The 20,553-nt window shown below is 60.2% G+C and carries 33 protein-coding genes; all 33 read left to right on the top strand.

The window, feature by feature from the left end:
- The first annotated feature begins 38 nt into the window (after positions 1-38).
- Positions 39-368 carry a hypothetical protein gene (locus L0U83_RS13075; protein ID WP_233883179.1) on the top strand — a complete coding sequence of 110 codons (330 nt, stop codon included), beginning with the start codon at positions 39-41 and terminating at the stop codon, positions 366-368.
- Positions 369-564: 196 nt separating this feature from the next.
- Complete coding sequence (gene recQ, locus L0U83_RS13070) at positions 565-2,412, top strand: DNA helicase RecQ (RefSeq protein WP_233883177.1); 1,848 nt, start codon at positions 565-567, stop codon at positions 2,410-2,412.
- A 267-nt stretch (positions 2,413-2,679) separates the two neighbouring features.
- The gene (gene rpsL / locus L0U83_RS13065) at positions 2,680-3,060 is read left to right on the top strand and encodes a 30S ribosomal protein S12 (RefSeq protein WP_027797953.1); all 381 of its coding nucleotides are present in this window, start codon (positions 2,680-2,682) and stop codon (positions 3,058-3,060) included.
- A 188-nt stretch (positions 3,061-3,248) separates the two neighbouring features.
- Entirely contained in the window at positions 3,249-3,719 is a 471-nt protein-coding gene (gene rpsG / locus L0U83_RS13060) for a 30S ribosomal protein S7 (RefSeq protein WP_006053291.1), read from the top strand.
- Between the two features lie 147 nt (positions 3,720-3,866).
- Complete coding sequence (fusA, locus tag L0U83_RS13055; protein ID WP_233883175.1) at positions 3,867-5,969, top strand: elongation factor G; 2,103 nt, start codon at positions 3,867-3,869, stop codon at positions 5,967-5,969.
- 95 nt (positions 5,970-6,064) lie between these two features.
- Complete coding sequence (gene tuf, locus L0U83_RS13050; RefSeq protein WP_028371383.1) at positions 6,065-7,255, top strand: elongation factor Tu; 1,191 nt, start codon at positions 6,065-6,067, stop codon at positions 7,253-7,255.
- 138 nt (positions 7,256-7,393) lie between these two features.
- Positions 7,394-7,705 carry a 30S ribosomal protein S10 gene (rpsJ, locus tag L0U83_RS13045; RefSeq protein ID WP_017777154.1) on the top strand — a complete coding sequence of 104 codons (312 nt, stop codon included), beginning with the start codon at positions 7,394-7,396 and terminating at the stop codon, positions 7,703-7,705.
- Between the two features lie 201 nt (positions 7,706-7,906).
- Positions 7,907-8,566, top strand: coding sequence for a 50S ribosomal protein L3 (gene rplC / locus L0U83_RS13040; protein ID WP_052406167.1), 660 nt, complete (start codon positions 7,907-7,909; stop codon positions 8,564-8,566).
- Complete coding sequence (gene rplD / locus L0U83_RS13035) at positions 8,566-9,186, top strand: 50S ribosomal protein L4 (RefSeq protein ID WP_028206512.1); 621 nt, start codon at positions 8,566-8,568, stop codon at positions 9,184-9,186. Before rplC ends, rplD begins: the two co-directional genes overlap by 1 nt.
- Entirely contained in the window at positions 9,183-9,497 is a 315-nt protein-coding gene (gene rplW, locus L0U83_RS13030) for a 50S ribosomal protein L23 (protein ID WP_028206513.1), read from the top strand. Before rplD ends, rplW begins: the two co-directional genes overlap by 4 nt.
- A gap of 2 nt (positions 9,498-9,499) precedes the next feature.
- Positions 9,500-10,327 carry a 50S ribosomal protein L2 gene (gene rplB, locus L0U83_RS13025; protein ID WP_233883167.1) on the top strand — a complete coding sequence of 276 codons (828 nt, stop codon included), beginning with the start codon at positions 9,500-9,502 and terminating at the stop codon, positions 10,325-10,327.
- A gap of 10 nt (positions 10,328-10,337) precedes the next feature.
- Complete coding sequence (rpsS, locus tag L0U83_RS13020) at positions 10,338-10,613, top strand: 30S ribosomal protein S19 (RefSeq protein WP_027797286.1); 276 nt, start codon at positions 10,338-10,340, stop codon at positions 10,611-10,613.
- A gap of 12 nt (positions 10,614-10,625) precedes the next feature.
- Positions 10,626-10,955, top strand: a complete 330-nt coding sequence (gene rplV, locus L0U83_RS13015) for a 50S ribosomal protein L22 (RefSeq protein WP_004199272.1) — start codon at positions 10,626-10,628, stop codon at positions 10,953-10,955.
- Between the two features lie 11 nt (positions 10,956-10,966).
- Positions 10,967-11,758, top strand: coding sequence for a 30S ribosomal protein S3 (gene rpsC, locus L0U83_RS13010; RefSeq protein ID WP_027797287.1), 792 nt, complete (start codon positions 10,967-10,969; stop codon positions 11,756-11,758).
- Positions 11,759-11,760: 2 nt separating this feature from the next.
- Positions 11,761-12,177 (top strand): 50S ribosomal protein L16, encoded by a 417-nt coding sequence (gene rplP / locus L0U83_RS13005; RefSeq protein WP_027797288.1) that lies wholly within the window; start codon positions 11,761-11,763, stop codon positions 12,175-12,177.
- A gap of 10 nt (positions 12,178-12,187) precedes the next feature.
- A complete protein-coding gene (gene rpmC, locus L0U83_RS13000) occupies positions 12,188-12,382 on the top strand; it encodes a 50S ribosomal protein L29 (RefSeq protein WP_028206515.1) in 195 nt (64 codons plus the stop codon).
- Positions 12,379-12,651, top strand: coding sequence for a 30S ribosomal protein S17 (gene rpsQ, locus L0U83_RS12995; protein WP_028206516.1), 273 nt, complete (start codon positions 12,379-12,381; stop codon positions 12,649-12,651). Before rpmC ends, rpsQ begins: the two co-directional genes overlap by 4 nt.
- Positions 12,652-12,998: 347 nt before the next feature.
- Positions 12,999-13,367, top strand: coding sequence for a 50S ribosomal protein L14 (rplN, locus tag L0U83_RS12990; RefSeq protein ID WP_028206517.1), 369 nt, complete (start codon positions 12,999-13,001; stop codon positions 13,365-13,367).
- A gap of 9 nt (positions 13,368-13,376) precedes the next feature.
- Complete coding sequence (rplX, locus tag L0U83_RS12985; protein WP_233883165.1) at positions 13,377-13,685, top strand: 50S ribosomal protein L24; 309 nt, start codon at positions 13,377-13,379, stop codon at positions 13,683-13,685.
- 16 nt (positions 13,686-13,701) lie between these two features.
- Positions 13,702-14,241, top strand: coding sequence for a 50S ribosomal protein L5 (gene rplE / locus L0U83_RS12980; RefSeq protein ID WP_028206519.1), 540 nt, complete (start codon positions 13,702-13,704; stop codon positions 14,239-14,241).
- Positions 14,242-14,248: 7 nt separating this feature from the next.
- Positions 14,249-14,554 (top strand): 30S ribosomal protein S14, encoded by a 306-nt coding sequence (gene rpsN, locus L0U83_RS12975; protein ID WP_028206520.1) that lies wholly within the window; start codon positions 14,249-14,251, stop codon positions 14,552-14,554.
- Positions 14,555-14,568: 14 nt separating this feature from the next.
- Entirely contained in the window at positions 14,569-14,964 is a 396-nt protein-coding gene (gene rpsH / locus L0U83_RS12970; protein ID WP_027819345.1) for a 30S ribosomal protein S8, read from the top strand.
- 18 nt (positions 14,965-14,982) lie between these two features.
- Entirely contained in the window at positions 14,983-15,513 is a 531-nt protein-coding gene (gene rplF, locus L0U83_RS12965) for a 50S ribosomal protein L6 (protein WP_233883163.1), read from the top strand.
- A gap of 12 nt (positions 15,514-15,525) precedes the next feature.
- Positions 15,526-15,891, top strand: a complete 366-nt coding sequence (gene rplR / locus L0U83_RS12960; RefSeq protein ID WP_027819343.1) for a 50S ribosomal protein L18 — start codon at positions 15,526-15,528, stop codon at positions 15,889-15,891.
- A 14-nt stretch (positions 15,892-15,905) separates the two neighbouring features.
- Positions 15,906-16,424 carry a 30S ribosomal protein S5 gene (rpsE, locus tag L0U83_RS12955; RefSeq protein ID WP_028206522.1) on the top strand — a complete coding sequence of 173 codons (519 nt, stop codon included), beginning with the start codon at positions 15,906-15,908 and terminating at the stop codon, positions 16,422-16,424.
- 11 nt (positions 16,425-16,435) lie between these two features.
- On the top strand, positions 16,436-16,618 hold the full coding sequence (rpmD, locus tag L0U83_RS12950) for a 50S ribosomal protein L30 (RefSeq protein WP_010106952.1): 183 nt from the start codon (positions 16,436-16,438) through the stop codon (positions 16,616-16,618).
- A gap of 30 nt (positions 16,619-16,648) precedes the next feature.
- Complete coding sequence (rplO, locus tag L0U83_RS12945; protein ID WP_028206523.1) at positions 16,649-17,083, top strand: 50S ribosomal protein L15; 435 nt, start codon at positions 16,649-16,651, stop codon at positions 17,081-17,083.
- Positions 17,084-17,142: 59 nt separating this feature from the next.
- A complete protein-coding gene (gene secY, locus L0U83_RS12940; protein WP_233883161.1) occupies positions 17,143-18,489 on the top strand; it encodes a preprotein translocase subunit SecY in 1,347 nt (448 codons plus the stop codon).
- Positions 18,490-18,497: 8 nt separating this feature from the next.
- A complete protein-coding gene (infA, locus tag L0U83_RS12935; protein WP_004521905.1) occupies positions 18,498-18,716 on the top strand; it encodes a translation initiation factor IF-1 in 219 nt (72 codons plus the stop codon).
- Positions 18,717-18,737: 21 nt separating this feature from the next.
- Positions 18,738-18,854, top strand: coding sequence for a 50S ribosomal protein L36 (rpmJ, locus tag L0U83_RS12930; protein WP_027819338.1), 117 nt, complete (start codon positions 18,738-18,740; stop codon positions 18,852-18,854).
- A gap of 35 nt (positions 18,855-18,889) precedes the next feature.
- Positions 18,890-19,255: a 30S ribosomal protein S13 gene (gene rpsM, locus L0U83_RS12925; protein WP_028213337.1), complete on the top strand. Its 366-nt coding sequence runs from the start codon at positions 18,890-18,892 to the stop codon at positions 19,253-19,255.
- A gap of 28 nt (positions 19,256-19,283) precedes the next feature.
- Positions 19,284-19,688, top strand: coding sequence for a 30S ribosomal protein S11 (gene rpsK / locus L0U83_RS12920; RefSeq protein ID WP_006052224.1), 405 nt, complete (start codon positions 19,284-19,286; stop codon positions 19,686-19,688).
- 164 nt (positions 19,689-19,852) lie between these two features.
- The gene (gene rpsD, locus L0U83_RS12915) at positions 19,853-20,476 is read left to right on the top strand and encodes a 30S ribosomal protein S4 (RefSeq protein WP_233883160.1); all 624 of its coding nucleotides are present in this window, start codon (positions 19,853-19,855) and stop codon (positions 20,474-20,476) included.
- The last annotated feature ends 77 nt before the right edge of the window (positions 20,477-20,553 follow it).

Raw genomic sequence — 20,553 nt, 5'->3', positions numbered from 1 at the left:
ACACTGGCGGCATTTATCTGAATCTGGAGGCGGTAATCATGTGGGTGGTCGGGGTCGGTCTCATCCTGAATCTGGTGGCGTGTGTCGCCAGCTTTTCGCAGCTACTGCATCACGTCAGCAATCAATCTGCGGCGAACTTCTTCGCGACCTTCCTCGTGATGTGGGCGTTCCTGATCATCGGTTTCATCATGCTGCTGGCGGGCCGGGTCAAGGGCGGCGCGGCGTTGCTGACGATCGGCTCGCTGATGTTCGTCGGCGCGAACGTCGTGCTCTTCGGGGCCAGCGTTTTCGCGATCGTTGCCGCGGTCGTTGCCATCGTGACGATCGTCGGTGCGGTTCGCATCGCGCGCCGGCACCAAACCGCCTGACGAACTCCACTTCACCCTGTTTGTCTGCGTTCGCAGCCTGCGCGAGCAGCCTCCGGGGTCTCTTCTTTCCAGTTGCGTAAGCGCTGCTAAAGCCGGTGCGGTGCCTCGACCTTTCGGCTAACGTTGCTTGAAGTGCGGTTTGAGGCGTGCCGCGGTTGGTAGAATGCGCCGACCGCTTCCGAATCCCGTGCCTTTCATGTCCCGCTCCCTCGAAATCCTCAACGAAGTCTTCGGCTATCCCGTGTTCAGAGGGCAGCAAGCCGAAATCGTCGAGCATGTCGCAGGGGGCGGCGATTCGCTGGTGCTCATGCCTACCGGCGGCGGCAAGTCACTCTGCTACCAGATTCCAGCACTTGTGCGGCACGAAGCCGGGCTAGGTGCCGGCATCGTCGTGTCGCCGCTCATCGCGCTCATGCAGGACCAGGTCGCCGCGCTCACAGAAGTCGGCGTACGCGCCGCTTATCTCAATTCGACGCTCAGCGGCGCTGAAGCAGCGGCTACCGAGCGGGCGCTGCGCGAAGGCGATCTCGACCTGCTTTACGTCGCACCCGAGCGCCTCATGACGCCGCGCTTTCTCGATCTGCTCGAGCGCACGCGCATCGGGCTCTTTGCGATCGACGAAGCGCACTGCGTCTCGCAATGGGGCCACGACTTCCGGCCCGAATACATCCAGCTCTCGGTGCTGCACGAGCGCTTTCCGAACGTGCCGCGCATTGCGCTCACGGCAACTGCGGACGCCATCACGCGCGACGAGATCGCGCACCGGCTCGCGCTCGACGACGCACGTGTGTTCGTCTCGAGCTTCGACCGGCCGAACATCCGCTATCGCATCGTCGAGAAGGACAACGCGCGCTCGCAACTGCTCGACTTCATCCGCGCGGAACACACGCGCGCTGACGGCACCACCGACGCGGGCGTCGTGTATTGCCTCTCGCGCCGCAAGGTCGAGGAAACCGCGGAGTGGTTGAAAGGGCAGGGGCTTCGTGCGCTGCCGTATCACGCCGGCATGGAATTCGAGGTGCGCCAGAAGCACCAGGAGCTGTTCCAGCGCGAGGAGGGCGTGGTGATGTGCGCCACCATCGCATTCGGCATGGGCATCGACAAGCCGGACGTGCGTTTCGTCGCGCATCTGGATTTGCCCAAGAGCGTGGAAGGCTACTACCAGGAAACCGGCCGCGCGGGCCGCGACGGGCTGGCGGCCAATGCGTGGATGGCCTACGGTCTCGGCGACGTGGTACAGCAGCGAAAGATGATCGACGAGTCCGAAGCCGACGAGCAGCACAAGCGTGTGCAGACGGGCAAGCTCGACGCGTTGCTTGGCCTGTGCGAAGCGGCCACGTGCCGGCGCGTGCGGCTGCTCGCGTACTTCGGCGAAGAGAGCAAGCCGTGCGGCAACTGCGACACGTGCCTCGAGCCGCCGGCCACGTGGGACGCGACGCGTGAGGCGCAAATGGCACTCTCTTGCGCGTTCCGCGCCCAGCGCGCGAGCGGCTTCAACTTCGGCGCCGGCCACCTGATCGACATCCTGCGCGGTAATCGCACCGAGAAGATCCTGCAGCGTGGGCACGAGAAAATCTCCACCTTCGGCATCGGCTCGGCGCTTTCGGAACCGGAATGGCGCGCAATCTTCCGGCAACTGGTGGCGTTCGGTTATCTCACTGTCGACCACGACGGCTACGGTTCGCTCGTGCTTACCGAGGCGAGCAAGCCGGTCCTCAAGGGCGAGCAGAATGTGACGATGCGCCGCTACGTGAAGCCCACGCGTACGCGCACGTCGTCGAGCCGCACGAGCGAGCGCGCCGATCCGACCCTTGGCATGAGCCAGCGCCAGCGTTCGCGCTGGGAGCGCCTGCGTCTGTGGCGCACTGAAACCGCAAAGAGCGAAGGCGTGCCGGCCTACGTCATCTTCCACGACGCCACGCTGGCGGAAATCGCGCGCAACGGCCCGGAGTCGGTGGACGAGTTGCGCGACATTCCGGGCATCGGGGCGCGCAAGCTCGAACGCTTCGGCGAGGAACTCGTCGAGGTCGTCGGCGACGAATAAGGCGCGGGGTTTCCCTCCGGGTATTCCGGGCGCCGCCGGATTGTCACGGCGCTGTCACTTCCTCCGTCGTCCGAAATGTCGCAAGCCGTTGACTTGCTTGGTATTTTCGGAATATCATGCTGGGTTCCGGTCTTTGGGATGTCCGTGCTCGTCAAATGATTTGACGAAAACTAACGTCAATTACCGAATTCCGGAGTTCGACACGCATGCATTTCCGCTTTGCCCGGAAATAAATGCGTCGATTTTGTTCAATTTCAGGAATAAACAATGCCAACCATCAATCAACTGGTTCGCAAAGGCCGCGCTTCGGAAGCTACGAAGAGCAAGTCGCCGGCCCTGCAGGACTGCCCGCAGCGTCGCGGCGTGTGCACTCGCGTGTACACGACGACGCCGAAGAAGCCGAACTCGGCACTCCGTAAGGTCGCCAAGGTGCGCCTGACGAACGGTTTCGAAGTCATTTCGTACATCGGTGGTGAAGGCCACAACCTGCAAGAGCACTCGGTTGTGCTGATCCGCGGCGGCCGTGTGAAGGACTTGCCGGGTGTGCGTTACCACATGGTTCGCGGCTCGCTGGATACCCAGGGCGTCAAGGATCGTAAGCAGGCTCGTTCGAAGTACGGCGCGAAGCGCGCGAAGGCTGCGAAGTAAGAGTCGAGCGTCGTCTCGCTTTTTCGAGAGCGGGCGATAAAAGCGACAGGTGCCGGATTGGCCGGTGCTGTCGAGTAAGTGGTCACCCGACCAGGCTGGTAAGTCGTAATGGATGAATCGGGTTAGTTGGTGGCCGCGGAGCGCAAGGAATTCACCCGCGCTTCAACTGAAAAGTTAAAGGAAGAAACATGCCGCGTCGTCGCGAAGTCCCCAAGCGGGAAGTGTTGCCGGATCCGAAGTTCGGCAACGTTGATGTAGCCAAGTTCATGAACGTGCTGATGCTCTCCGGCAAGAAGTCGGTTGCCGAGCGCATCGTGTACGGCGCTTTCGAACAGATCCAGACCAAGGGTGGCAAGGACCCGCTGGAAGTGTTCACTGTTGCGCTCAACAACGTGAAGCCGGTGGTGGAAGTGAAGAGCCGCCGCGTTGGTGGTGCGAACTATCAGGTTCCGGTCGAAGTGCGCCCCTCGCGTCGTATGGCATTGGCGATGCGTTGGCTGCGTGAAGCCGCGAAGAAGCGCAGCGAGAAGTCGATGGCTCTGCGTCTGGCAGGTGAACTCTCCGAAGCGGCCGAAGGCCGTGGCGGCGCGATGAAGAAGCGCGACGAAGTTCACCGGATGGCAGAAGCGAACAAGGCGTTCTCGCACTTCCGCTTCTAAGAGAAAGCCCCTACCGGGGTTTGCTCAAAAACGGAAAAAATTCCGGGCGGGTGCGCTTATCGAGCGCCTCGCCCGTTTGTGTTCAGGCGCGTTGGGATCAACCCGGTCGGGATCGATCCGGCGCGCACCTCCTGATAGAGGATCAAAGTGGCTCGCAAGACTCCTATCGAGCGCTACCGTAACATCGGTATTAGCGCTCACATCGACGCCGGCAAGACGACGACGACCGAGCGCATTCTGTTTTACACCGGCGTGAACCACAAGATTGGTGAAGTTCACGACGGCGCCGCGACCATGGACTGGATGGAGCAGGAACAGGAGCGTGGTATCACGATCACGTCCGCTGCTACGACCGCGTTCTGGAAGGGCATGGGCGGCAACTACCCCGAGCACCGCATCAACATCATCGACACCCCGGGCCACGTTGACTTCACGATTGAAGTTGAGCGCTCGATGCGCGTGCTCGACGGTGCGTGCATGGTCTACTGCGCTGTGGGCGGCGTGCAGCCGCAGTCGGAAACGGTGTGGCGCCAGGCGAACAAGTACAAGGTTCCCCGTCTCGCGTTCGTCAACAAGATGGACCGTACCGGCGCGAACTTCTTCAAGGTCTACGACCAGCTGAAGAACCGCCTGAAGGCAAACCCGGTTCCGGTCGTGGTGCCGATCGGCGCCGAAGAAAACTTCAAGGGCGTCGTCGACCTCCTGAAGATGAAGGCGATCATTTGGGATGAGGCCTCGCAAGGCACGAAGTTCGACTACGTCGACATCCCGGCAGAACTCGTTGACACGTGCAACGAGTGGCGCGAAAAGATGATTGAGTCGGCTGCTGAAGCCAGCGAAGAGCTGATGGAAAAGTACCTCGGCGGCGAAGAGCTGACCGAAGCGGAAATCGTCAAGGCGATCCGCGACCGGACCATCGCTTGCGAAATCCAGCCGATGCTGTGCGGCACCGCGTTCAAGAACAAGGGCGTGCAGCGCATGCTCGACGCCGTGATCGACTTCCTGCCGTCGCCGGTGGATATTCCCCCGGTCAAGGGCGAACTCGAAAACGGTGAAATGGCAGAGCGCCGCGCAGCCGACGACGAGAAGTTCGCGGCACTCGCATTCAAGATCATGACCGACCCGTTCGTCGGCCAGCTGATCTTCTTCCGCGCGTACTCGGGCATCGTCAACTCGGGCGACACCGTGCTGAACTCGACCAAAGGCAAGAAGGAACGCCTCGGCCGTATTCTGCAGATGCACGCGAACAACCGTGAAGAAATCAAGGAAGTTCGCGCAGGCGACATCGCTGCTGCGGTCGGCCTGAAGGAAGCGACCACGGGTGACACGCTGTGCGACCCGGCGAACCCGATCATCCTGGAACGCATGGTGTTCCCGGAGCCGGTGATTTCGCAGGCTGTCGAGCCGAAGACCAAGCCTGACCAGGAAAAGATGGGTATCGCCCTGAACCGCCTGGCACAGGAAGATCCGTCGTTCCGCGTCCAGACGGACGAGGAATCGGGCCAGACCATCATTTCGGGTATGGGCGAGCTCCACCTCGAAATTCTGGTCGATCGTATGAAGCGCGAATTCGGCGTGGAAGCAACCGTCGGCAAGCCGCAGGTTGCGTACCGCGAAACGATCCGCGCGACGGCGAAGGACGTGGACGGCAAGTTCGTCAAGCAGTCGGGTGGTCGCGGCCAGTACGGTCACGCGGTCATCACGCTCGAGCCGAACGAGCAGGGCAAGGGCTACGAGTTCCTGGACGAGATCAAGGGCGGTGTGATTCCGCGCGAATACATCCCGGCGGTGGACAAGGGTATTCAGGACACGCTGAAGGCAGGCGTGCTGGCTGGCTTCCCGGTCGTCGACGTGAAGGTTCACCTGACGTTCGGTTCGTACCACGACGTTGACTCGAACGAAAACGCGTTCCGCATGGCCGGTTCGATGGCGTTCAAGGAAGCGATGCGCAAGGCGCAGCCGGTCATCCTCGAACCGATGATGGCTGTTGAAGTCGAAACGCCGGAAGACTACATGGGCAACGTGATGGGCGACCTGTCGAGCCGTCGCGGTATCGTCCAGGGCATGGAAGACATGGTTGGCGGCGGCAAGATCGTTCGCGCCGAAGTGCCGCTGTCGGAAATGTTCGGCTACTCGACGTCGCTGCGCTCGCTGTCGCAAGGTCGTGCAACGTACACGATGGAATTCAAGCACTACGCAGAAGCACCGCGTAACGTGGCCGACGCGATCATCAGCGCGAAGGCGAAGTAAGCATCGGCGCTCATTTGAGCACGCAGCGGGCCTGGCATGGGCTGGGTCCGCGTAGCACAGTCACCGATTCACCACTTTTTTGAAAGAAGAGAAACATGGCAAAAGGTAAATTCGAACGGACCAAGCCGCACGTGAACGTGGGCACGATCGGTCACGTTGACCACGGCAAGACCACGCTGACGGCAGCGATCACGACGGTTCTGACCGCGAAGTTCGGCGGCGAGGCGAAGGCGTACGACCAGATCGACGCAGCGCCGGAAGAAAAGGCGCGTGGCATTACCATCAACACCGCGCACGTCGAGTACGAAACGGCTAACCGCCACTACGCACACGTCGACTGCCCGGGCCACGCTGACTACGTGAAGAACATGATCACGGGCGCGGCGCAGATGGACGGCGCAATCCTGGTGTGCTCGGCCGCTGACGGCCCGATGCCGCAAACGCGTGAGCACATCCTGCTCGCCCGTCAGGTTGGCGTGCCTTACATCATCGTGTTCCTGAACAAGTGCGACATGGTCGACGACGCCGAGCTGCTCGAGCTGGTCGAAATGGAAGTGCGCGAACTCCTGTCGAAGTACGACTTCCCGGGCGACGACACGCCGATCATCAAGGGTTCGGCCAAGCTGGCGCTGGAAGGCGACAAGGGCGAACTGGGTGAAGTGGCGATCATGAATCTGGCCGACGCACTGGACACGTACATCCCGACGCCGGAGCGTGCGGTTGATGGCGCGTTCCTGATGCCGGTGGAAGACGTGTTCTCGATCTCGGGTCGCGGCACGGTGGTGACGGGTCGCGTTGAGCGCGGCATCGTCAAGGTCGGCGAGGAAATCGAAATCGTCGGTATCAAGCCGACGGTGAAGACGACCTGCACGGGCGTGGAAATGTTCCGCAAGCTGCTCGACCAGGGTCAGGCAGGCGACAACGTTGGTATCCTGCTGCGCGGCACGAAGCGTGAAGACGTGGAGCGTGGCCAGGTTCTGGCCAAGCCGGGTTCGATCACGCCGCACACGCACTTCACGGCTGAAGTGTACGTGCTGAGCAAGGACGAAGGCGGCCGTCACACGCCGTTCTTCAACAACTACCGTCCGCAGTTCTACTTCCGTACGACGGACGTGACGGGCTCGATCGAGCTGCCGAAGGACAAGGAAATGGTCATGCCGGGCGACAACGTGTCGATCACGGTGAAGCTGATCGCTCCGATCGCGATGGAAGAAGGTCTGCGCTTCGCAATCCGCGAAGGTGGCCGTACCGTCGGCGCCGGCGTGGTCGCGAAGATCATCGAGTAAATCGAGTAGAATACTCGGCTCGCTGTAGAAGTTGATGTACCCTGGGACCGCTCTCGCGACGCCTTGTCGCGGGGCGGTCCTGCGCTCTTTATATCGTCTGGCGGCGCAAGTCCGCCTCGCTCTTTTCAAGGAATCATCATGCAGAACCAAAAAATCCGTATCCGCCTGAAGGCTTTCGACTACCGTCTGATCGACCAGTCGGCCGCTGAAATCGTCGATACGGCGAAGCGCACGGGCGCTATCGTCCGCGGTCCGGTGCCGCTGCCGACGCGTATCCAGCGTTTCGACATTCTGCGTTCGCCGCACGTCAACAAGACGTCGCGCGACCAGCTCGAAATCCGCACCCACCTGCGCCTGATGGACATCGTCGACCCGACGGACAAGACCGTTGACGCGCTGATGAAGCTGGACCTCCCGGCTGGCGTGGACGTCGAAATCAAGCTGCAGTAAGAGTCTCCAGCGCTGTCCAGATTTTCTGACAGCGCTAAGTCTTTGATTGCTTGCGGAAAACGAGGAAGGGCGTTATACTTGACGTCTTTTCGCGCATTCGCGCAAAAAATCGGTGTGTCCCTTTCAGGCCTTTACCCTGAGAAGCATGCCGGTACTTTGTAAATTAGCCCCGACCAATCGCAGTCGGGAATGGAGAAAACGATGAGCCTTGGACTCGTAGGTCGCAAGGTTGGCATGACCCGTATCTTCACGGCCGAAGGGGATTCGATTCCCGTGACCGTGCTGGACGTGTCCGACAACCGCGTGACGCAGATCAAGACTGTTGAAACCGACGGCTACACGGCCGTGCAGGTTGCTTTCGGTACTCGCCGCGCATCGCGCGTGACGAAGCCGCTCGCAGGTCATCTCGCCAAAGCTGGCGTTCAAGCCGGTGAAATCCTCAAGGAATTCCAGATCGACGCCGCTAAGGCCGCCGAACTGTCCGCTGGCGCCGTGATCGGTGTGGAACTCTTCGAAGAAGGCCAGAAGATCGACGTGCAAGGCACCTCGATCGGTAAGGGCTACGCCGGTACCATCAAGCGTTACAACTTCGCTTCGGGTCGTGCTTCGCACGGTAACTCGCGCTCGCACAATGTGCCGGGCTCGATCGGTATGGCGCAGGATCCGGGTCGCGTGTTCCCGGGTAAGCGCATGACCGGTCACATGGGTGACGAAACCGTGACGGTGCAGAACCTCGAAATCGCCCGTATCGACGCAGAGCGCAAGCTGCTGCTGGTCAAGGGTGCTGTCCCGGGTGCAAAGGGCGGCAAGGTTTTCGTGACGCCCGCCGTCAAGGCGCGCGCCAAGAAAGGAGCGCAATAATGGAACTGAAGCTCCTGAACGCTAATGGTCAGGAAGGCGCAGCAGTCAACGCATCGGACGTCGTGTTCGGTCGTGACTATAACGAAGCGCTGATCCACCAGATCGTTATCGCCTACCAGGCGAACGCGCGCAGCGGTAACCGCGCGCAGAAGGACCGCGAACAGGTCAAGCACACCACCAAGAAGCCGTGGCGTCAGAAGGGTACGGGCCGCGCTCGTGCCGGTATGTCGTCGAGCCCGTTGTGGCGTGGCGGTGGTCGCATCTTCCCGAATTCGCCGGAAGAAAACTTCTCGCACAAGGTCAACAAGAAGATGCATCGCGCAGGTCTCTGCTCGATCTTCTCGCAGCTGGCCCGCGAAGGCCGCATCTCGGTCGTGGAAGAGCTCTCGCTCGAAGCACCGAAGACGAAGCTGCTGGCCGAAAAGTTCAAGGCCATGGGTCTCGAATCCGTGCTGGTCATCACCGACACGGTCGACGAGAACCTGTATCTCGCGTCGCGCAACCTGCCCCACGTGGCAGTCGTTGAGCCGCGTTTTGCCGACCCGCTCTCGCTGATCTACTTCAAGAAGATCCTGATCACGAAGGCAGCGGTCGCCCAGATCGAGGAGTTGCTGTCATGAGCGAGATTCGCAAGAACGATCATCGTTTGATGCAGGTCCTGCTCGCACCGGTGATCTCCGAAAAGGCGACGCTGGTTGCGGAGAAGAACGAACAAGTCGTCTTCGAAGTCGCGCCGGACGCGAACAAGCAGGAAGTCAAGGCTGCTGTCGAGCTGCTGTTCAAGGTGGAAGTCGAGTCCGTCAATGTGCTGGTCCAGAAGGGTAAAGCCAAGCGCTTTGGCCGCTTCAACGGCAAGCGCAAGGACGTGAAGAAGGCGTATGTCTGCCTGAAGCCCGGCCAGGAAATCAACTTTGAAGCGGAGGCCAAGTAATCATGGCAATCGTGAAAGTTAAGCCGACCTCGCCGGGTCGCCGCGCGATGGTCAAGATCGTCAACAAGGACCTCCATAAGGGCGCGCCGTTCGCGGCACTGCTCGAGAAGAAGTCCTCGACGGCTGGCCGTAACAACAACGGTCGCATCACGACGCGTCACCAGGGTGGCGGTCACAAGCAGCACTACCGTGTGATCGATTTCCGTCGTACGAAGGATGGCATCCCCGCGAAGGTGGAGCGTCTCGAGTATGACCCGAACCGTAGCGCGAACATTGCGCTGGTTCTTTACGCAGACGGCGAGCGCCGCTACATCATCGCGCCGAAGGGCGTGACGGTTGGCACGCCGCTGATGTCGGGTTCGGAAGCGCCGATCAAGGCAGGCAACACGCTGCCGATCCGCAACATTCCGGTCGGTACGACGATCCACTGCATCGAAATGCTGCCGGGCAAGGGCGCGCAAATGGCGCGTTCGGCTGGCACGTCGGCAATGCTGCTGGCACGTGAAGGCGTCTACGCGCAGGTTCGTCTGCGTTCGGGCGAAATTCGCCGCGTGCACGTTGAATGCCGCGCAACGATCGGTGAAGTCGGCAACGAAGAGCACAGCCTCCGTCAAATCGGTAAGGCTGGCGCGAACCGCTGGCGCGGTATCCGCCCGACGGTCCGTGGCGTTGCAATGAACCCGGTCGACCACCCGCACGGTGGTGGCGAAGGCAAGACTGCGGCTGGTCGCGACCCGGTGAGCCCGTGGGGCACGCCGACGAAGGGCTATCGCACCCGCAGCAACAAGCGCACGACGAGCATGATCGTCCAGCGCCGTCACAAGCGTTAAGGAGTAGGCAATGGCACGTTCTATTAAGAAAGGTCCGTTCTGCGACGCCCATTTGCTGAAGAAGGTTGAGGCGGCTGCAGCAACGCGCGACAAGAAACCGATCAAGACCTGGTCGCGTCGTTCGACGATCCTGCCGGACTTCATCGGCCTGACGATCGCCGTTCACAACGGCCGTCAACACGTTCCCGTGTATGTCACGGAAAACATGGTCGGCCACAAGCTTGGCGAGTTCGCACTGACCCGTACGTTCAAGGGTCACGCGGCCGACAAGAAGGCCAAGAAATAAGGGGCAATCAAGATGGAAGTGAAGGCAATTCATCGCGGTGCCCGCATCTCGGCGCAGAAAACGCGCCTTGTGGCTGACCAGATCCGCGGTCTGCCGGTCGACAAGGCGCTGAACGTTCTGACGTTCTCGCCGAAGAAAGCGGCTGGCATCGTGAAAAAGGTTGTGCTCTCGGCGATCGCAAACGCGGAACACAACGAAGGTGCTGACATCGACGAGCTCAAGATCAAGAGCATCTACGTCGACAAGGCAGCTTCGCTGAAGCGTTTCACCGCGCGCGCCAAGGGCCGCGGCAACCGCATCGAGAAGCAATCCTGTCACATCACTGTGACGGTCGGGAATTAAGGAGCCATACGATGGGACAGAAAATTCATCCGACTGGCTTCCGTTTGGCCGTCAGCCGCAATTGGGCTTCGCGTTGGTACGCGAACAACAACAATTTCGCGGCGATGTTGAAGGAAGACATCGGTGTTCGTGAATACCTGAAGAAGAAGCTGAAGAACGCTTCGGTGGGCCGTGTTGTGATCGAGCGTCCGGCAAAGAACGCTCGCATCACGATTTACAGCTCGCGCCCGGGTGTGGTGATCGGCAAGAAGGGCGAGGACATCGAACTCCTCAAGGCCGAACTCCAGAAGCGCATGGGCGTTCCGGTTCACGTGAACATCGAAGAAATCCGCAAGCCGGAAACCGATGCTCAACTGATCGCCGATTCGATCACGCAGCAGCTCGAGCGCCGCATCATGTTCCGTCGCGCAATGAAGCGCGCGATGCAGAACGCGATGCGTCTGGGTGCCCAGGGCATCAAGATCATGAGCGCCGGCCGTCTGAACGGTATCGAAATCGCACGTACCGAGTGGTACCGCGAAGGTCGAGTGCCGCTTCACACGCTGCGTGCTGACATCGACTACGCAACCTCGGAAGCGAAGACGACGTACGGCATCATCGGCGTGAAGGTTTGGGTCTACAAGGGCGACACGCTCGGCCGCAACGACGCACCGGTGGTGGAAGAAGTCGCCGAAGAAAAGCGTCCGCGCCGCAACGCGCGCCCGGGCGATCGTCGTCCGCGCCGTGATGGCGAAGGCGCACCGGGTGCCCGTCGTGGCGCACCGCGCCGTGGCGCCGGTGGTGACGGCAAGAGTGGAGAATAACGATGCTGCAACCGAAACGCAGGAAGTATCGCAAAGAGCAGAAGGGTCGTAACACCGGCGTCGCAACTCGCGGCAACGCAGTTTCGTTCGGTGAATACGGTCTGAAGGCTATCGGTCGTGGTCGCCTGACCGCGCGTCAGATTGAAGCAGCGCGTCGTGCAATGACGCGTCACATCAAGCGTGGCGGCCGCATCTGGATCCGTATCTTCCCGGACAAGCCGATCTCGCAAAAGCCGGCGGAAGTGCGTATGGGTAACGGTAAGGGTAACCCTGAGTACTACGTCGCCGAGATTCAGCCGGGCAAGATGCTGTATGAAATGGATGGTGTGTCCGAAGAACTGGCCCGTGAAGCCTTCCGTCTGGCTGCAGCCAAGCTGCCGCTGAAGACGGTCTTCATGGTTCGCCAGCTCGGCGCCTAAGGAGTGATTGATGAAGGCATCTGAACTTCTTCAGAAAGACAAGGCCGCGCTCGACAAAGAGCTGTCGGACCTCTTGAAGGCGCAATTCGGCCTGCGCATGCAACTCGCGACCCAGCAGCTCACGAACACGAGCCAGCTGAAGAAGGTTCGTCGCGATATCGCACGCGTGCGGACCGTCCTGACTCAGAAGGCGAACCAGAAATGAACGAAAGCGTGAAAACCTCGCTTAAGCGGACGCTGGTCGGCAAGGTCGTCAGCAACAAGATGGACAAGACGGTCACCGTCCTGGTCGAGCGCCGCGTCAAGCACCCGATCTACGGCAAGTACGTCGTGCAGTCGAAGAAGTACCACGCTCACGACGAAGCGAACACGTACAACGAGGGTGACCTCGTTGAAATCCAGGAGACCCGTCCTCTCTCGAAGACGAAGGCCTGGACCGTGTCGAAGCTGATCGAAGCAGCACGCGTCATCTAAAACGTGACGTAACACCCCGGGGAGCCAATTCCCGGGGTGTAGAAGTAGTTGAAATCGCTAAAGATTTCGCTTGCTAGACCAAGATTATCGAGTTATAGTCTTGGTCTTCCCTCTTTATGGGCTTGCTGTTGGCAAAGCGGCAAGCGGAAGTAGGTGGGGGAGCAGATCCGGGCGCCAGTCCGGGTTAGCAAGATTCACCGGAATGCGATGGCCGGTTTCGTTTGCCGTCGCTGCTGTTCTTACCCAAGCAGCTGAGCGGTCGTTCTAGTGGCGGCGCGGCTGACGGGACCAAGACTGACCGGATGTGCCATGGTGGCGCGACCGGATTAAGTTGGGAAAGATAAACCATGATCCAGACCGAAACTCGGCTTGAAGTAGCCGACAACACGGGTGCACGTGAAGTTCTGTGCATCAAGGTGCTCGGCGGCTCGAAGCGTCGTTATGCCAGCATTGGCGACATCATCAAGGTGAGCGTCAAGGAAGCAACGCCGCGCGGGCGCGTGAAAAAGGGCGAAATCTACAACGCTGTTGTGGTTCGCACTGCGAAGGGCGTGCGCCGTCAAGACGGCTCGCTGATCAAGTTCGATGGCAACGCCGCCGTGCTTTTGAATACCAAGCTTGAGCCGATCGGCACCCGCATTTTCGGGCCGGTTACGCGTGAGCTGCGTAGCGAACGATTCATGAAGATCGTTTCGCTGGCGCCGGAAGTGCTGTAAGGAGTCGCGATGAACAAGATTCGCAAGGGTGACGAAGTCATCGTCGTCACTGGCAAAGACAAGGGCAAGCGCGGCGTCGTGCTGGCCATCGGCGCAGAGCGCGTCACTGTCGAAGGCATCAACATCGCGAAGAAGCATGTTAAGCCGAACCCGATGAAGGGTACGACGGGTGGCGTGGAAGCCAAGGCAATGCCGGTGGCTATCTCGAACGTCGCACTGGTCGACGCGAACGGTAAGCCGTCGCGCGTGGGCATCAAGGTCGAAGGGGACAAGAAGGTTCGTTTCCTGAAGACGACCGGTGCTGTTCTGAGCGCCTGACGCTGCGGAGTAAAAAATGGCACGTTTGCAAGAATTTTATAAAGAGAAGGTCGTTCCTGGCCTGATCGAGAAGTTCGGTTACAAGTCGGTCATGGAAGTGCCGCGCCTCACCAAGATCACCCTGAACATGGGTGTCGGTGAAGCCGTCGCTGACAAGAAGGTCCTTGAGCACGCCGTTGGCGACCTCACGAAGATCGCCGGCCAGAAGCCCGTCATCACGAAGTCGCGTAAGGCAATCGCTGGTTTCAAGATCCGCGAAAGCTACCCGATCGGCACGATGGTCACGCTGCGTGGCAATGCCATGTACGAATTCCTGGACCGTTTCGTGACGGTTGCGCTGCCCCGTGTGCGCGACTTCCGTGGCGTGTCGGGCAAGGCGTTCGACGGCCGTGGTAACTACAACATCGGTGTGAAAGAGCAGATCATTTTCCCCGAAATCGACTACGACAAGATCGACGCGCTGCGTGGGCTGAATATCAGCATCACGACGACCGCGAAGACCGACGAAGAAGCAAAGGCACTGCTCGCCGGCTTCAAGTTCCCGTTCAGAAACTGAGGTTACCGTGGCTAAACTGGCACTGATCGAACGTGAAAAGAAGCGCGCTCGTCTGGCAGCGAAATTTGCGCCCAAGCGCGCATCGCTGAAGGCGATCATCGACGACCAAAGCAAGTCGGAAGAAGAGCGCTACGCAGCTCGCCTCGAACTGCAACAACTGCCCCGCAACTCGAACCCGACCCGCAAGCGTAACCGCTGCGCGATCACGGGTCGTCCGCGTGGCACGTTCCGCAAATTCGGTCTCGCACGTAACAAGATTCGTGAAATCGCGTTCCGTGGTGAGATCCCTGGCATCACCAAGGCGAGCTGGTAATAGGAGAAACATAAATGAGCATGAGTGATCCTATCGCCGATATGCTGACTCGCATCCGCAATGCGCAGATGGTCGAGAAGGTTTCGGTTGCTATGCCCTCGTCGAAAGTGAAGATTGCGATTGCGCAGGTTCTGAAGGACGAAGGTTATATCGACGACTTCGCGGTGAAAACCGAAGGTGCGAAGTCGGAATTGAACATCGCGTTGAAGTACTACGCTGGCCGTCCCGTTATCGAGCGCATCGAACGCGTCTCGAAGCCGGGTCTGCGCGTGTACCGCGGCCGCAACGACATCCCGCAAGTCATGAATGGCTTGGGTGTTGCGATCGTCTCGACGCCCAAGGGTGTGATGACGGACCGCAAGGCGCGCGCTACTGGCGTCGGCGGCGAAGTTATCTGCTACGTCGCTTAAGGCCTAAGGAGAAGAAACATGTCTCGAGTAGGTAAGAGCCCGGTCGCGCTGCAAGGCGCAGAAGCGACGCTCAGCGACGAGAAGATTACCGTCAAGGGCGCGCTGGGTACGATTTCGCAAGCTGCGAACCGCCTCGTCAAGGTCGTGAACGACAACGGCACGCTCAAGTTTGAGCCGACCGACGACAGCCGCGAAGCCAACGCAATGTCGGGCACGATGCGCGCGATCGTCGCGAACATGGTGCAAGGCGTGACGAAGGGTTTTGAGCGCAAGCTGACGCTGGTTGGCGTCGGTTACCGTGCTCAAGCGCAAGGCGACAAGCTGAACCTGTCGCTGGGTTTCTCGCACCCCGTGGTGCACCAGATGCCGGAAGGCGTCAAGGCTGAAACCCCGTCGCAAACGGAAATCGTGATCAAGGGGATCGACAAGCAAAAAGTCGGCCAAACCGCTGCAGAAGTGCGCGGTTATCGCCCGCCGGAGCCCTACAAGGGCAAGGGTGTGCGTTACGCCGACGAGGTTGTGATCCTCAAAGAAACGAAGAAGAAGTAAGGGTGCGCAATCATGGATAAGACTCAATCTCGCCTGCGCCGCGCTCGTCAGACGCGTCTCAAGATCGCTGAGCTGCAGGTCGCGCGTCTGGCCGTGCATCGCACGAACACGCACATCTATGCGCAAGTGTTCTCGCCCTGCGGCACCAAGGTGCTGGCCAGCGCGTCGACGCTTGAAGCTGAAGTGCGTGCGCAACTGGCTGACCAGTCGGGCAAGGGCGGCAACGTCGCCGCTGCCTCGCTGATCGGCAAGCGTATTGCAGAAAAGGCTAAGGCCGCCGGCATCGAATCCGTCGCCTTTGACCGCTCGGGTTTCCGCTATCACGGCCGCGTCAAGGCGCTGGCTGATGCTGCGCGCGAAGCCGGGCTCAAGTTCTAAGGAAGGAATTCGTCATGGCAAAGATGCAAGCGAAAGTTCAGGCTGACGAACGCGACGACGGCCTTCGCGAAAAAATGATTTCGGTCAATCGCGTGACCAAGGTCGTGAAGGGTGGCCGTATTCTCGGCTTCGCCGCACTGACCGTGGTTGGCGATGGTGATGGCCGCGTCGGTATGGGCAAGGGCAAGTCGAAGGAAGTGCCCGTTGCTGTCCAGAAGGCGATGGAACAAGCTCGCCGCAACATGTTCAAGGTGCCCCTGAAGAACGGCACCCTGCAACACGAAGTGCACGGCAAGCACGGCGCATCGGTCGTCCTCCTCGCTCCGGCGAAGGCAGGTACGGGCGTGATCGCCGGCGGCCCGATGCGCGCAGTGTTCGACGTGATGGGCGTGCAGAACGTCGTGGCCAAGAGCCACGGTTCGACGAACCCGTACAACCTCGTTCGTGCCACGCTGGACGGCCTGCGCAAGCAGTCGACCCCGGCTGACATCGCAGCGAAGCGCGGCAAGTCCGTCGAAGACATTCTGGGCTAAGGGTGGGCACCATGTCTGAAAAAACTGTCAAGGTTCAGCTCGTCAAGAGCCTGATTGGGACCCGCGAAACGCACCGTGCCACCGTGCGCGGTCTCGGCCTGCGCCGCCTGAACTCGGTCTCCGAGCTGCAGGACACGCCGGCTGTGCGCGGCATGATCAACAAGGTCTCGTACCTCGTTAAGGTCATCGGCTAAGCGGTCGACCAAAGACTCCAGGAGTTTGAAATGGAATTGAATAACCTGAAGCCGGCAGAAGGCGCGAAGCACGCAAAGCGTCGCGTCGGTCGCGGCATCGGCTCTGGCCTCGGCAAGACCGCTGGCCGTGGTCACAAGGGTCAGAAATCGCGTTCGGGCGGCTTCCACAAGGTTGGCTTCGAAGGCGGTCAAATGCCGCTGCAGCGTCGTCTGCCGAAGCGTGGCTTCACCTCGCTGACGAAGGAATTCGTTGGTGAAGTGCGCCTCGCCGACATCGAGAAGCTGCCGGTCGACGAAATCGATCTGCTGGCTCTCAAGCAGGCAGGCCTCGTGGGCGAACTGACCCGCAGCGCGAAGATCATCGCTACCGGCGAGATCAAGCGCAAGGTCGTCGTGAAGGGTCTGGGTGCGACGAAGAATGCGCGTGCTGCGATTGAAGCAGCAGGCGGTTCTTTTGCCGAGTGATTGTGAGTGGTGCGCGCGGGCTTGCCCGCCGTCACTAGCATCTGCATCGGAGAAGCTACTTGGCTAACAGCCCGAGTCTCGCAAAAGCCGGTCGCAGCGCTCCGAAGTTCGGCGACCTGCGCCGGCGTGCAGTGTTCCTGCTGCTGGCGTTGGTCGTTTATCGTATCGGTGCGCATATTCCGGTTCCGGGTATCGATCCGGACCAGCTGGCCAAGCTCTTTCAGAGCCAGTCGGGCGGCATCCTTGGCATGTTCAACATGTTCTCGGGTGGCGCGCTGTCGCGGTTCACGATCTTCGCGCTGGGTGTGATGCCGTATATTTCGGCGTCGATCATCCTGCAGCTGATGGCGATTGTTTCGCCGCAGCTGGAAGCGCTGAAGAAAGAAGGGCAGGCTGGACAACGCAAGATCACGCAGTACACGCGGATCTTCACGGTGGTGCTGGCGACGTTTCAGGCGTTCGGCATCGCGGTCGCGCTGGAAAACCAGCCTGGCCTCGTGATCGATCCGGGCATGGTGTTCCGCTTGACGACGGTCGTGACGCTCGTAACGGGCACGATGTTCCTGATGTGGCTTGGTGAGCAGATCACGGAACGCGGGCTTGGCAACGGTATCTCGATCATCATCTTCGGCGGGATCGCGGCAGGCTTCCCGAATGCGCTCGGTGGGCTTTTCGAACTGGTTCGCACCGGCTCGATGAGCATCATCTCGGCGATCATCGTGGTCGTTCTGATCGCAGCCGTGACGTACCTGGTGGTGTTCATCGAACGCGGCCAGCGCAAGATCCTCGTGAACTATGCGAAGCGTCAGGTCGGTAACAAGATTTACGGCGGGCAGTCGTCCCACCTGCCGCTCAAGTTGAACATGTCGGGTGTGATTCCGCCGATCTTCGCGTCGTCGATCATCCTGTTCCCGGCAACTATCCTGAACTGGTTCAGTTCGGGTTCGCGGACCGGCTGGTTTGCGGACACGCTGCACAATGTGGCCGAAGCCCTCAAGCCTGGCCAACCCGTGTACGTGTTGCTGTACGCGTTGGCGATCGTCTTCTTCTGCTTCTTCTACACCGCACTGGTGTTCAACAGCAGGGAAACGGCCGACAACCTGAAAAAGAGTGGCGCGTTCGTACCTGGCATCCGCCCGGGCGATCAGACGGCACGCTATATCGACCGCATCCTCACGCGTCTGACGCTGGCCGGTGCGATCTATATCGTGTTCGTTTGCCTGCTGCCGGAGTTTCTGGTGCTGCGCTGGAATGTGCCGTTTTATTTTGGTGGAACGTCGCTGCTGATCATTGTCGTCGTCACAATGGACTTCATGGCGCAGGTGCAGTCGTACGTGATGTCGCAACAATATGAATCGCTGCTCAAGAAGGCCAACTTCAAGGGCGGCGGCGTCCCGATGCGTTAAAAGGACCTATGGCCAAAGACGATGTAATCCAGATGCAAGGCGAGGTGATCGAAAACCTCCCCAACGCAACCTTCCGGGTGAAGCTGGAAAACGGCCATGTCGTTCTGGGACATATTTCCGGAAAGATGCGGATGCACTACATCCGCATTCTCCCGGGCGACAAGGTGACGGTTGAGTTGACGCCTTACGATCTGTCGCGTGCGCGGATCGTGTTCCGGGCGAAGTGATTTAGGAAAAAGGGTAATATCATGAAAGTGATGGCATCGGTAAAGCGCATTTGCCGCAACTGCAAAATCATCAAGCGCAACGGCGTCGTTCGCGTGATCTGCAGCTCGGACCCGCGCCACAAGCAGCGCCAAGGCTGATTAGCGCGCTTGCGCTTTTTGTTTGAGGAAAAACAATGGCTCGTATTGCAGGGGTTAACATCCCGAACCACCAGCACACTGAAATCGGCCTGACGGCAATTTTCGGTGTTGGCCGCACGCGTTCGCGCAACATCTGCGTGGCCGCCGGTGTGCCGTTCAACAAGAAGGTCAAGGACCTGAACGACGCGGATCTGGAAAAGCTGCGTGAGGAAGTGGGCAAGTTTGTCGTCGAAGGCGATCTCCGCCGTGAAGTGACGATGAACATCAAGCGCCTGATGGACCTCGGCTGCTACCGCGGCGTGCGCCATCGCAAGGGCCTGCCCCTGCGTGGCCAGCGTACGCGTACCAACGCACGTACGCGTAAGGGTCCGCGCCGCGCAGCACAGTCGCTGAAGAAGTAAGCGGAACTGAAAGTTACAGGAAAACGTAATGGCTAAGGCTTCGAACAACTCCGCGGCGCAACGCGTTCGCAAGAAGGTAAAGAAGAACGTCGCCGAGGGCGTGGTTCACGTTCACGCGTCGTTCAACAACACCATCATCACGATCACCGATCGTCAAGGCAACGCGCTTGCCTGGGCAACCTCGGGTGGTCAGGGCTTCAAGGGTTCGCGTAAGTCGACCCCCTTCGCAGCTCAGGTCGCAGCCGAGTCGGCTGGTCGCGTGGCGATGGAATACGGCGTGAAGAACCTCGAAGTGCGGATCAAGGGCCCCGGTCCTGGCCGCGAATCGGCGGTGCGCGCGCTGCATGGTCTTGGCATCAAGATCACCGCGATCTCCGACGTGACGCCGGTCCCGCACAACGGCTGCCGTCCGCCGAAGCGCCGCCGTATCTAAGGCGTCGTTTGAGCCGAACGCCTGAGCCGCCGGAAACGGCGACCCAGGCTCTCGGCGTTATTGAATTGACTAAGCCCACCGTTCGGTCCAAAGGGCCGGACTAGCGTGATACCGCGGGTTTTCCCCCCAAGGTTTCGCGTGATCAATTATCGAAGGAAAGCAACGTGGCACGTTATATCGGCCCGAAGGCCAAGCTGTCCCGCCGTGAAGGCACCGACCTCTTCCTGAAGAGCGCACGCCGCTCGCTCGCCGACAAGTGCAAGCTCGACAGCAAGCCGGGTCAGCACGGCCGCACTTCGGGCGCCCGTACGTCCGACTACGGCACGCAGCTTCGCGAAAAGCAGAAAGTGAAGCGCATCTACGGCGTGCTCGAGCGCCAGTTCCGCCGCTATTTCGCGGAAGCTGACCGTATCAAGGGCAACACCGGCGAAAACCTGCTGCAACTGCTCGAATCGCGTCTCGACAACGTCGTGTACCGCATGGGCTTCGCATCGACCCGCGCCGAAGCGCGCCAGCTCGTGAGCCACAAGGCTCTCACGCTGAACGGCGTCGTCGCGAACATCCCGTCGATGCAAGTGAAGGCTGGCGACGTCGTCGCGATTCGCGAAAAGGCGAAGAAGCAGGCGCGTATCGTCGAAGCCCTCTCGCTCGCAGAGCAAGGCGGCTTGGCGGGTTGGGTGTCGGTCGACGCGAAGAAGTTCGAAGGCACGTTCAAGAGCATGCCTGAGCGCAGCGACATCGCTGGCGACATCAACGAAAGCCTGATCGTCGAATTGTATTCGCGGTAATCGGATTGACGGCCGGGGTAACCTCTGTGCTTCGCGCAGGAGGCGGCCTCGGCCGTTTTTTTCAGGTTGTTGCCATC

Source organism: Paraburkholderia flagellata, assembly GCF_021390645.1.
Lineage (GTDB): Bacteria > Pseudomonadota > Gammaproteobacteria > Burkholderiales > Burkholderiaceae > Paraburkholderia > Paraburkholderia flagellata.
Note: the sequence above shows the minus strand (reverse complement) of the source record. Positions and strands in the feature narration are given on the sequence as shown.

What these genes read in the sequence shown, in the direction of transcription:
- L0U83_RS13075 (WP_233883179.1), top strand. Translation starts at nt 39, where the DNA reads ATGTGGGTGGTCGGGGTCGGTCTCATCCTGAATCTGGTGGCGTGTGTC.
- recQ (WP_233883177.1), top strand. Translation starts at nt 565, where the DNA reads ATGTCCCGCTCCCTCGAAATCCTCAACGAAGTCTTCGGCTATCCCGTG.
- rpsL (WP_027797953.1), top strand. Translation starts at nt 2,680, where the DNA reads ATGCCAACCATCAATCAACTGGTTCGCAAAGGCCGCGCTTCGGAAGCT.
- rpsG (WP_006053291.1), top strand. Translation starts at nt 3,249, where the DNA reads ATGCCGCGTCGTCGCGAAGTCCCCAAGCGGGAAGTGTTGCCGGATCCG.
- tuf (WP_028371383.1), top strand. Translation starts at nt 6,065, where the DNA reads ATGGCAAAAGGTAAATTCGAACGGACCAAGCCGCACGTGAACGTGGGC.
- rpsJ (WP_017777154.1), top strand. Translation starts at nt 7,394, where the DNA reads ATGCAGAACCAAAAAATCCGTATCCGCCTGAAGGCTTTCGACTACCGT.
- rplC (WP_052406167.1), top strand. Translation starts at nt 7,907, where the DNA reads ATGAGCCTTGGACTCGTAGGTCGCAAGGTTGGCATGACCCGTATCTTC.
- rplD (WP_028206512.1), top strand. Translation starts at nt 8,566, where the DNA reads ATGGAACTGAAGCTCCTGAACGCTAATGGTCAGGAAGGCGCAGCAGTC.
- rplW (WP_028206513.1), top strand. Translation starts at nt 9,183, where the DNA reads ATGAGCGAGATTCGCAAGAACGATCATCGTTTGATGCAGGTCCTGCTC.
- rplB (WP_233883167.1), top strand. Translation starts at nt 9,500, where the DNA reads ATGGCAATCGTGAAAGTTAAGCCGACCTCGCCGGGTCGCCGCGCGATG.
- rpsS (WP_027797286.1), top strand. Translation starts at nt 10,338, where the DNA reads ATGGCACGTTCTATTAAGAAAGGTCCGTTCTGCGACGCCCATTTGCTG.
- rplV (WP_004199272.1), top strand. Translation starts at nt 10,626, where the DNA reads ATGGAAGTGAAGGCAATTCATCGCGGTGCCCGCATCTCGGCGCAGAAA.
- rpsC (WP_027797287.1), top strand. Translation starts at nt 10,967, where the DNA reads ATGGGACAGAAAATTCATCCGACTGGCTTCCGTTTGGCCGTCAGCCGC.
- rplP (WP_027797288.1), top strand. Translation starts at nt 11,761, where the DNA reads ATGCTGCAACCGAAACGCAGGAAGTATCGCAAAGAGCAGAAGGGTCGT.
- rpmC (WP_028206515.1), top strand. Translation starts at nt 12,188, where the DNA reads ATGAAGGCATCTGAACTTCTTCAGAAAGACAAGGCCGCGCTCGACAAA.
- rpsQ (WP_028206516.1), top strand. Translation starts at nt 12,379, where the DNA reads ATGAACGAAAGCGTGAAAACCTCGCTTAAGCGGACGCTGGTCGGCAAG.
- rplN (WP_028206517.1), top strand. Translation starts at nt 12,999, where the DNA reads ATGATCCAGACCGAAACTCGGCTTGAAGTAGCCGACAACACGGGTGCA.
- rplX (WP_233883165.1), top strand. Translation starts at nt 13,377, where the DNA reads ATGAACAAGATTCGCAAGGGTGACGAAGTCATCGTCGTCACTGGCAAA.
- rplE (WP_028206519.1), top strand. Translation starts at nt 13,702, where the DNA reads ATGGCACGTTTGCAAGAATTTTATAAAGAGAAGGTCGTTCCTGGCCTG.
- rpsH (WP_027819345.1), top strand. Translation starts at nt 14,569, where the DNA reads ATGAGCATGAGTGATCCTATCGCCGATATGCTGACTCGCATCCGCAAT.
- rplF (WP_233883163.1), top strand. Translation starts at nt 14,983, where the DNA reads ATGTCTCGAGTAGGTAAGAGCCCGGTCGCGCTGCAAGGCGCAGAAGCG.
- rplR (WP_027819343.1), top strand. Translation starts at nt 15,526, where the DNA reads ATGGATAAGACTCAATCTCGCCTGCGCCGCGCTCGTCAGACGCGTCTC.
- rpsE (WP_028206522.1), top strand. Translation starts at nt 15,906, where the DNA reads ATGGCAAAGATGCAAGCGAAAGTTCAGGCTGACGAACGCGACGACGGC.
- rpmD (WP_010106952.1), top strand. Translation starts at nt 16,436, where the DNA reads ATGTCTGAAAAAACTGTCAAGGTTCAGCTCGTCAAGAGCCTGATTGGG.
- rplO (WP_028206523.1), top strand. Translation starts at nt 16,649, where the DNA reads ATGGAATTGAATAACCTGAAGCCGGCAGAAGGCGCGAAGCACGCAAAG.
- infA (WP_004521905.1), top strand. Translation starts at nt 18,498, where the DNA reads ATGGCCAAAGACGATGTAATCCAGATGCAAGGCGAGGTGATCGAAAAC.
- rpmJ (WP_027819338.1), top strand. Translation starts at nt 18,738, where the DNA reads ATGAAAGTGATGGCATCGGTAAAGCGCATTTGCCGCAACTGCAAAATC.
- rpsM (WP_028213337.1), top strand. Translation starts at nt 18,890, where the DNA reads ATGGCTCGTATTGCAGGGGTTAACATCCCGAACCACCAGCACACTGAA.
- rpsK (WP_006052224.1), top strand. Translation starts at nt 19,284, where the DNA reads ATGGCTAAGGCTTCGAACAACTCCGCGGCGCAACGCGTTCGCAAGAAG.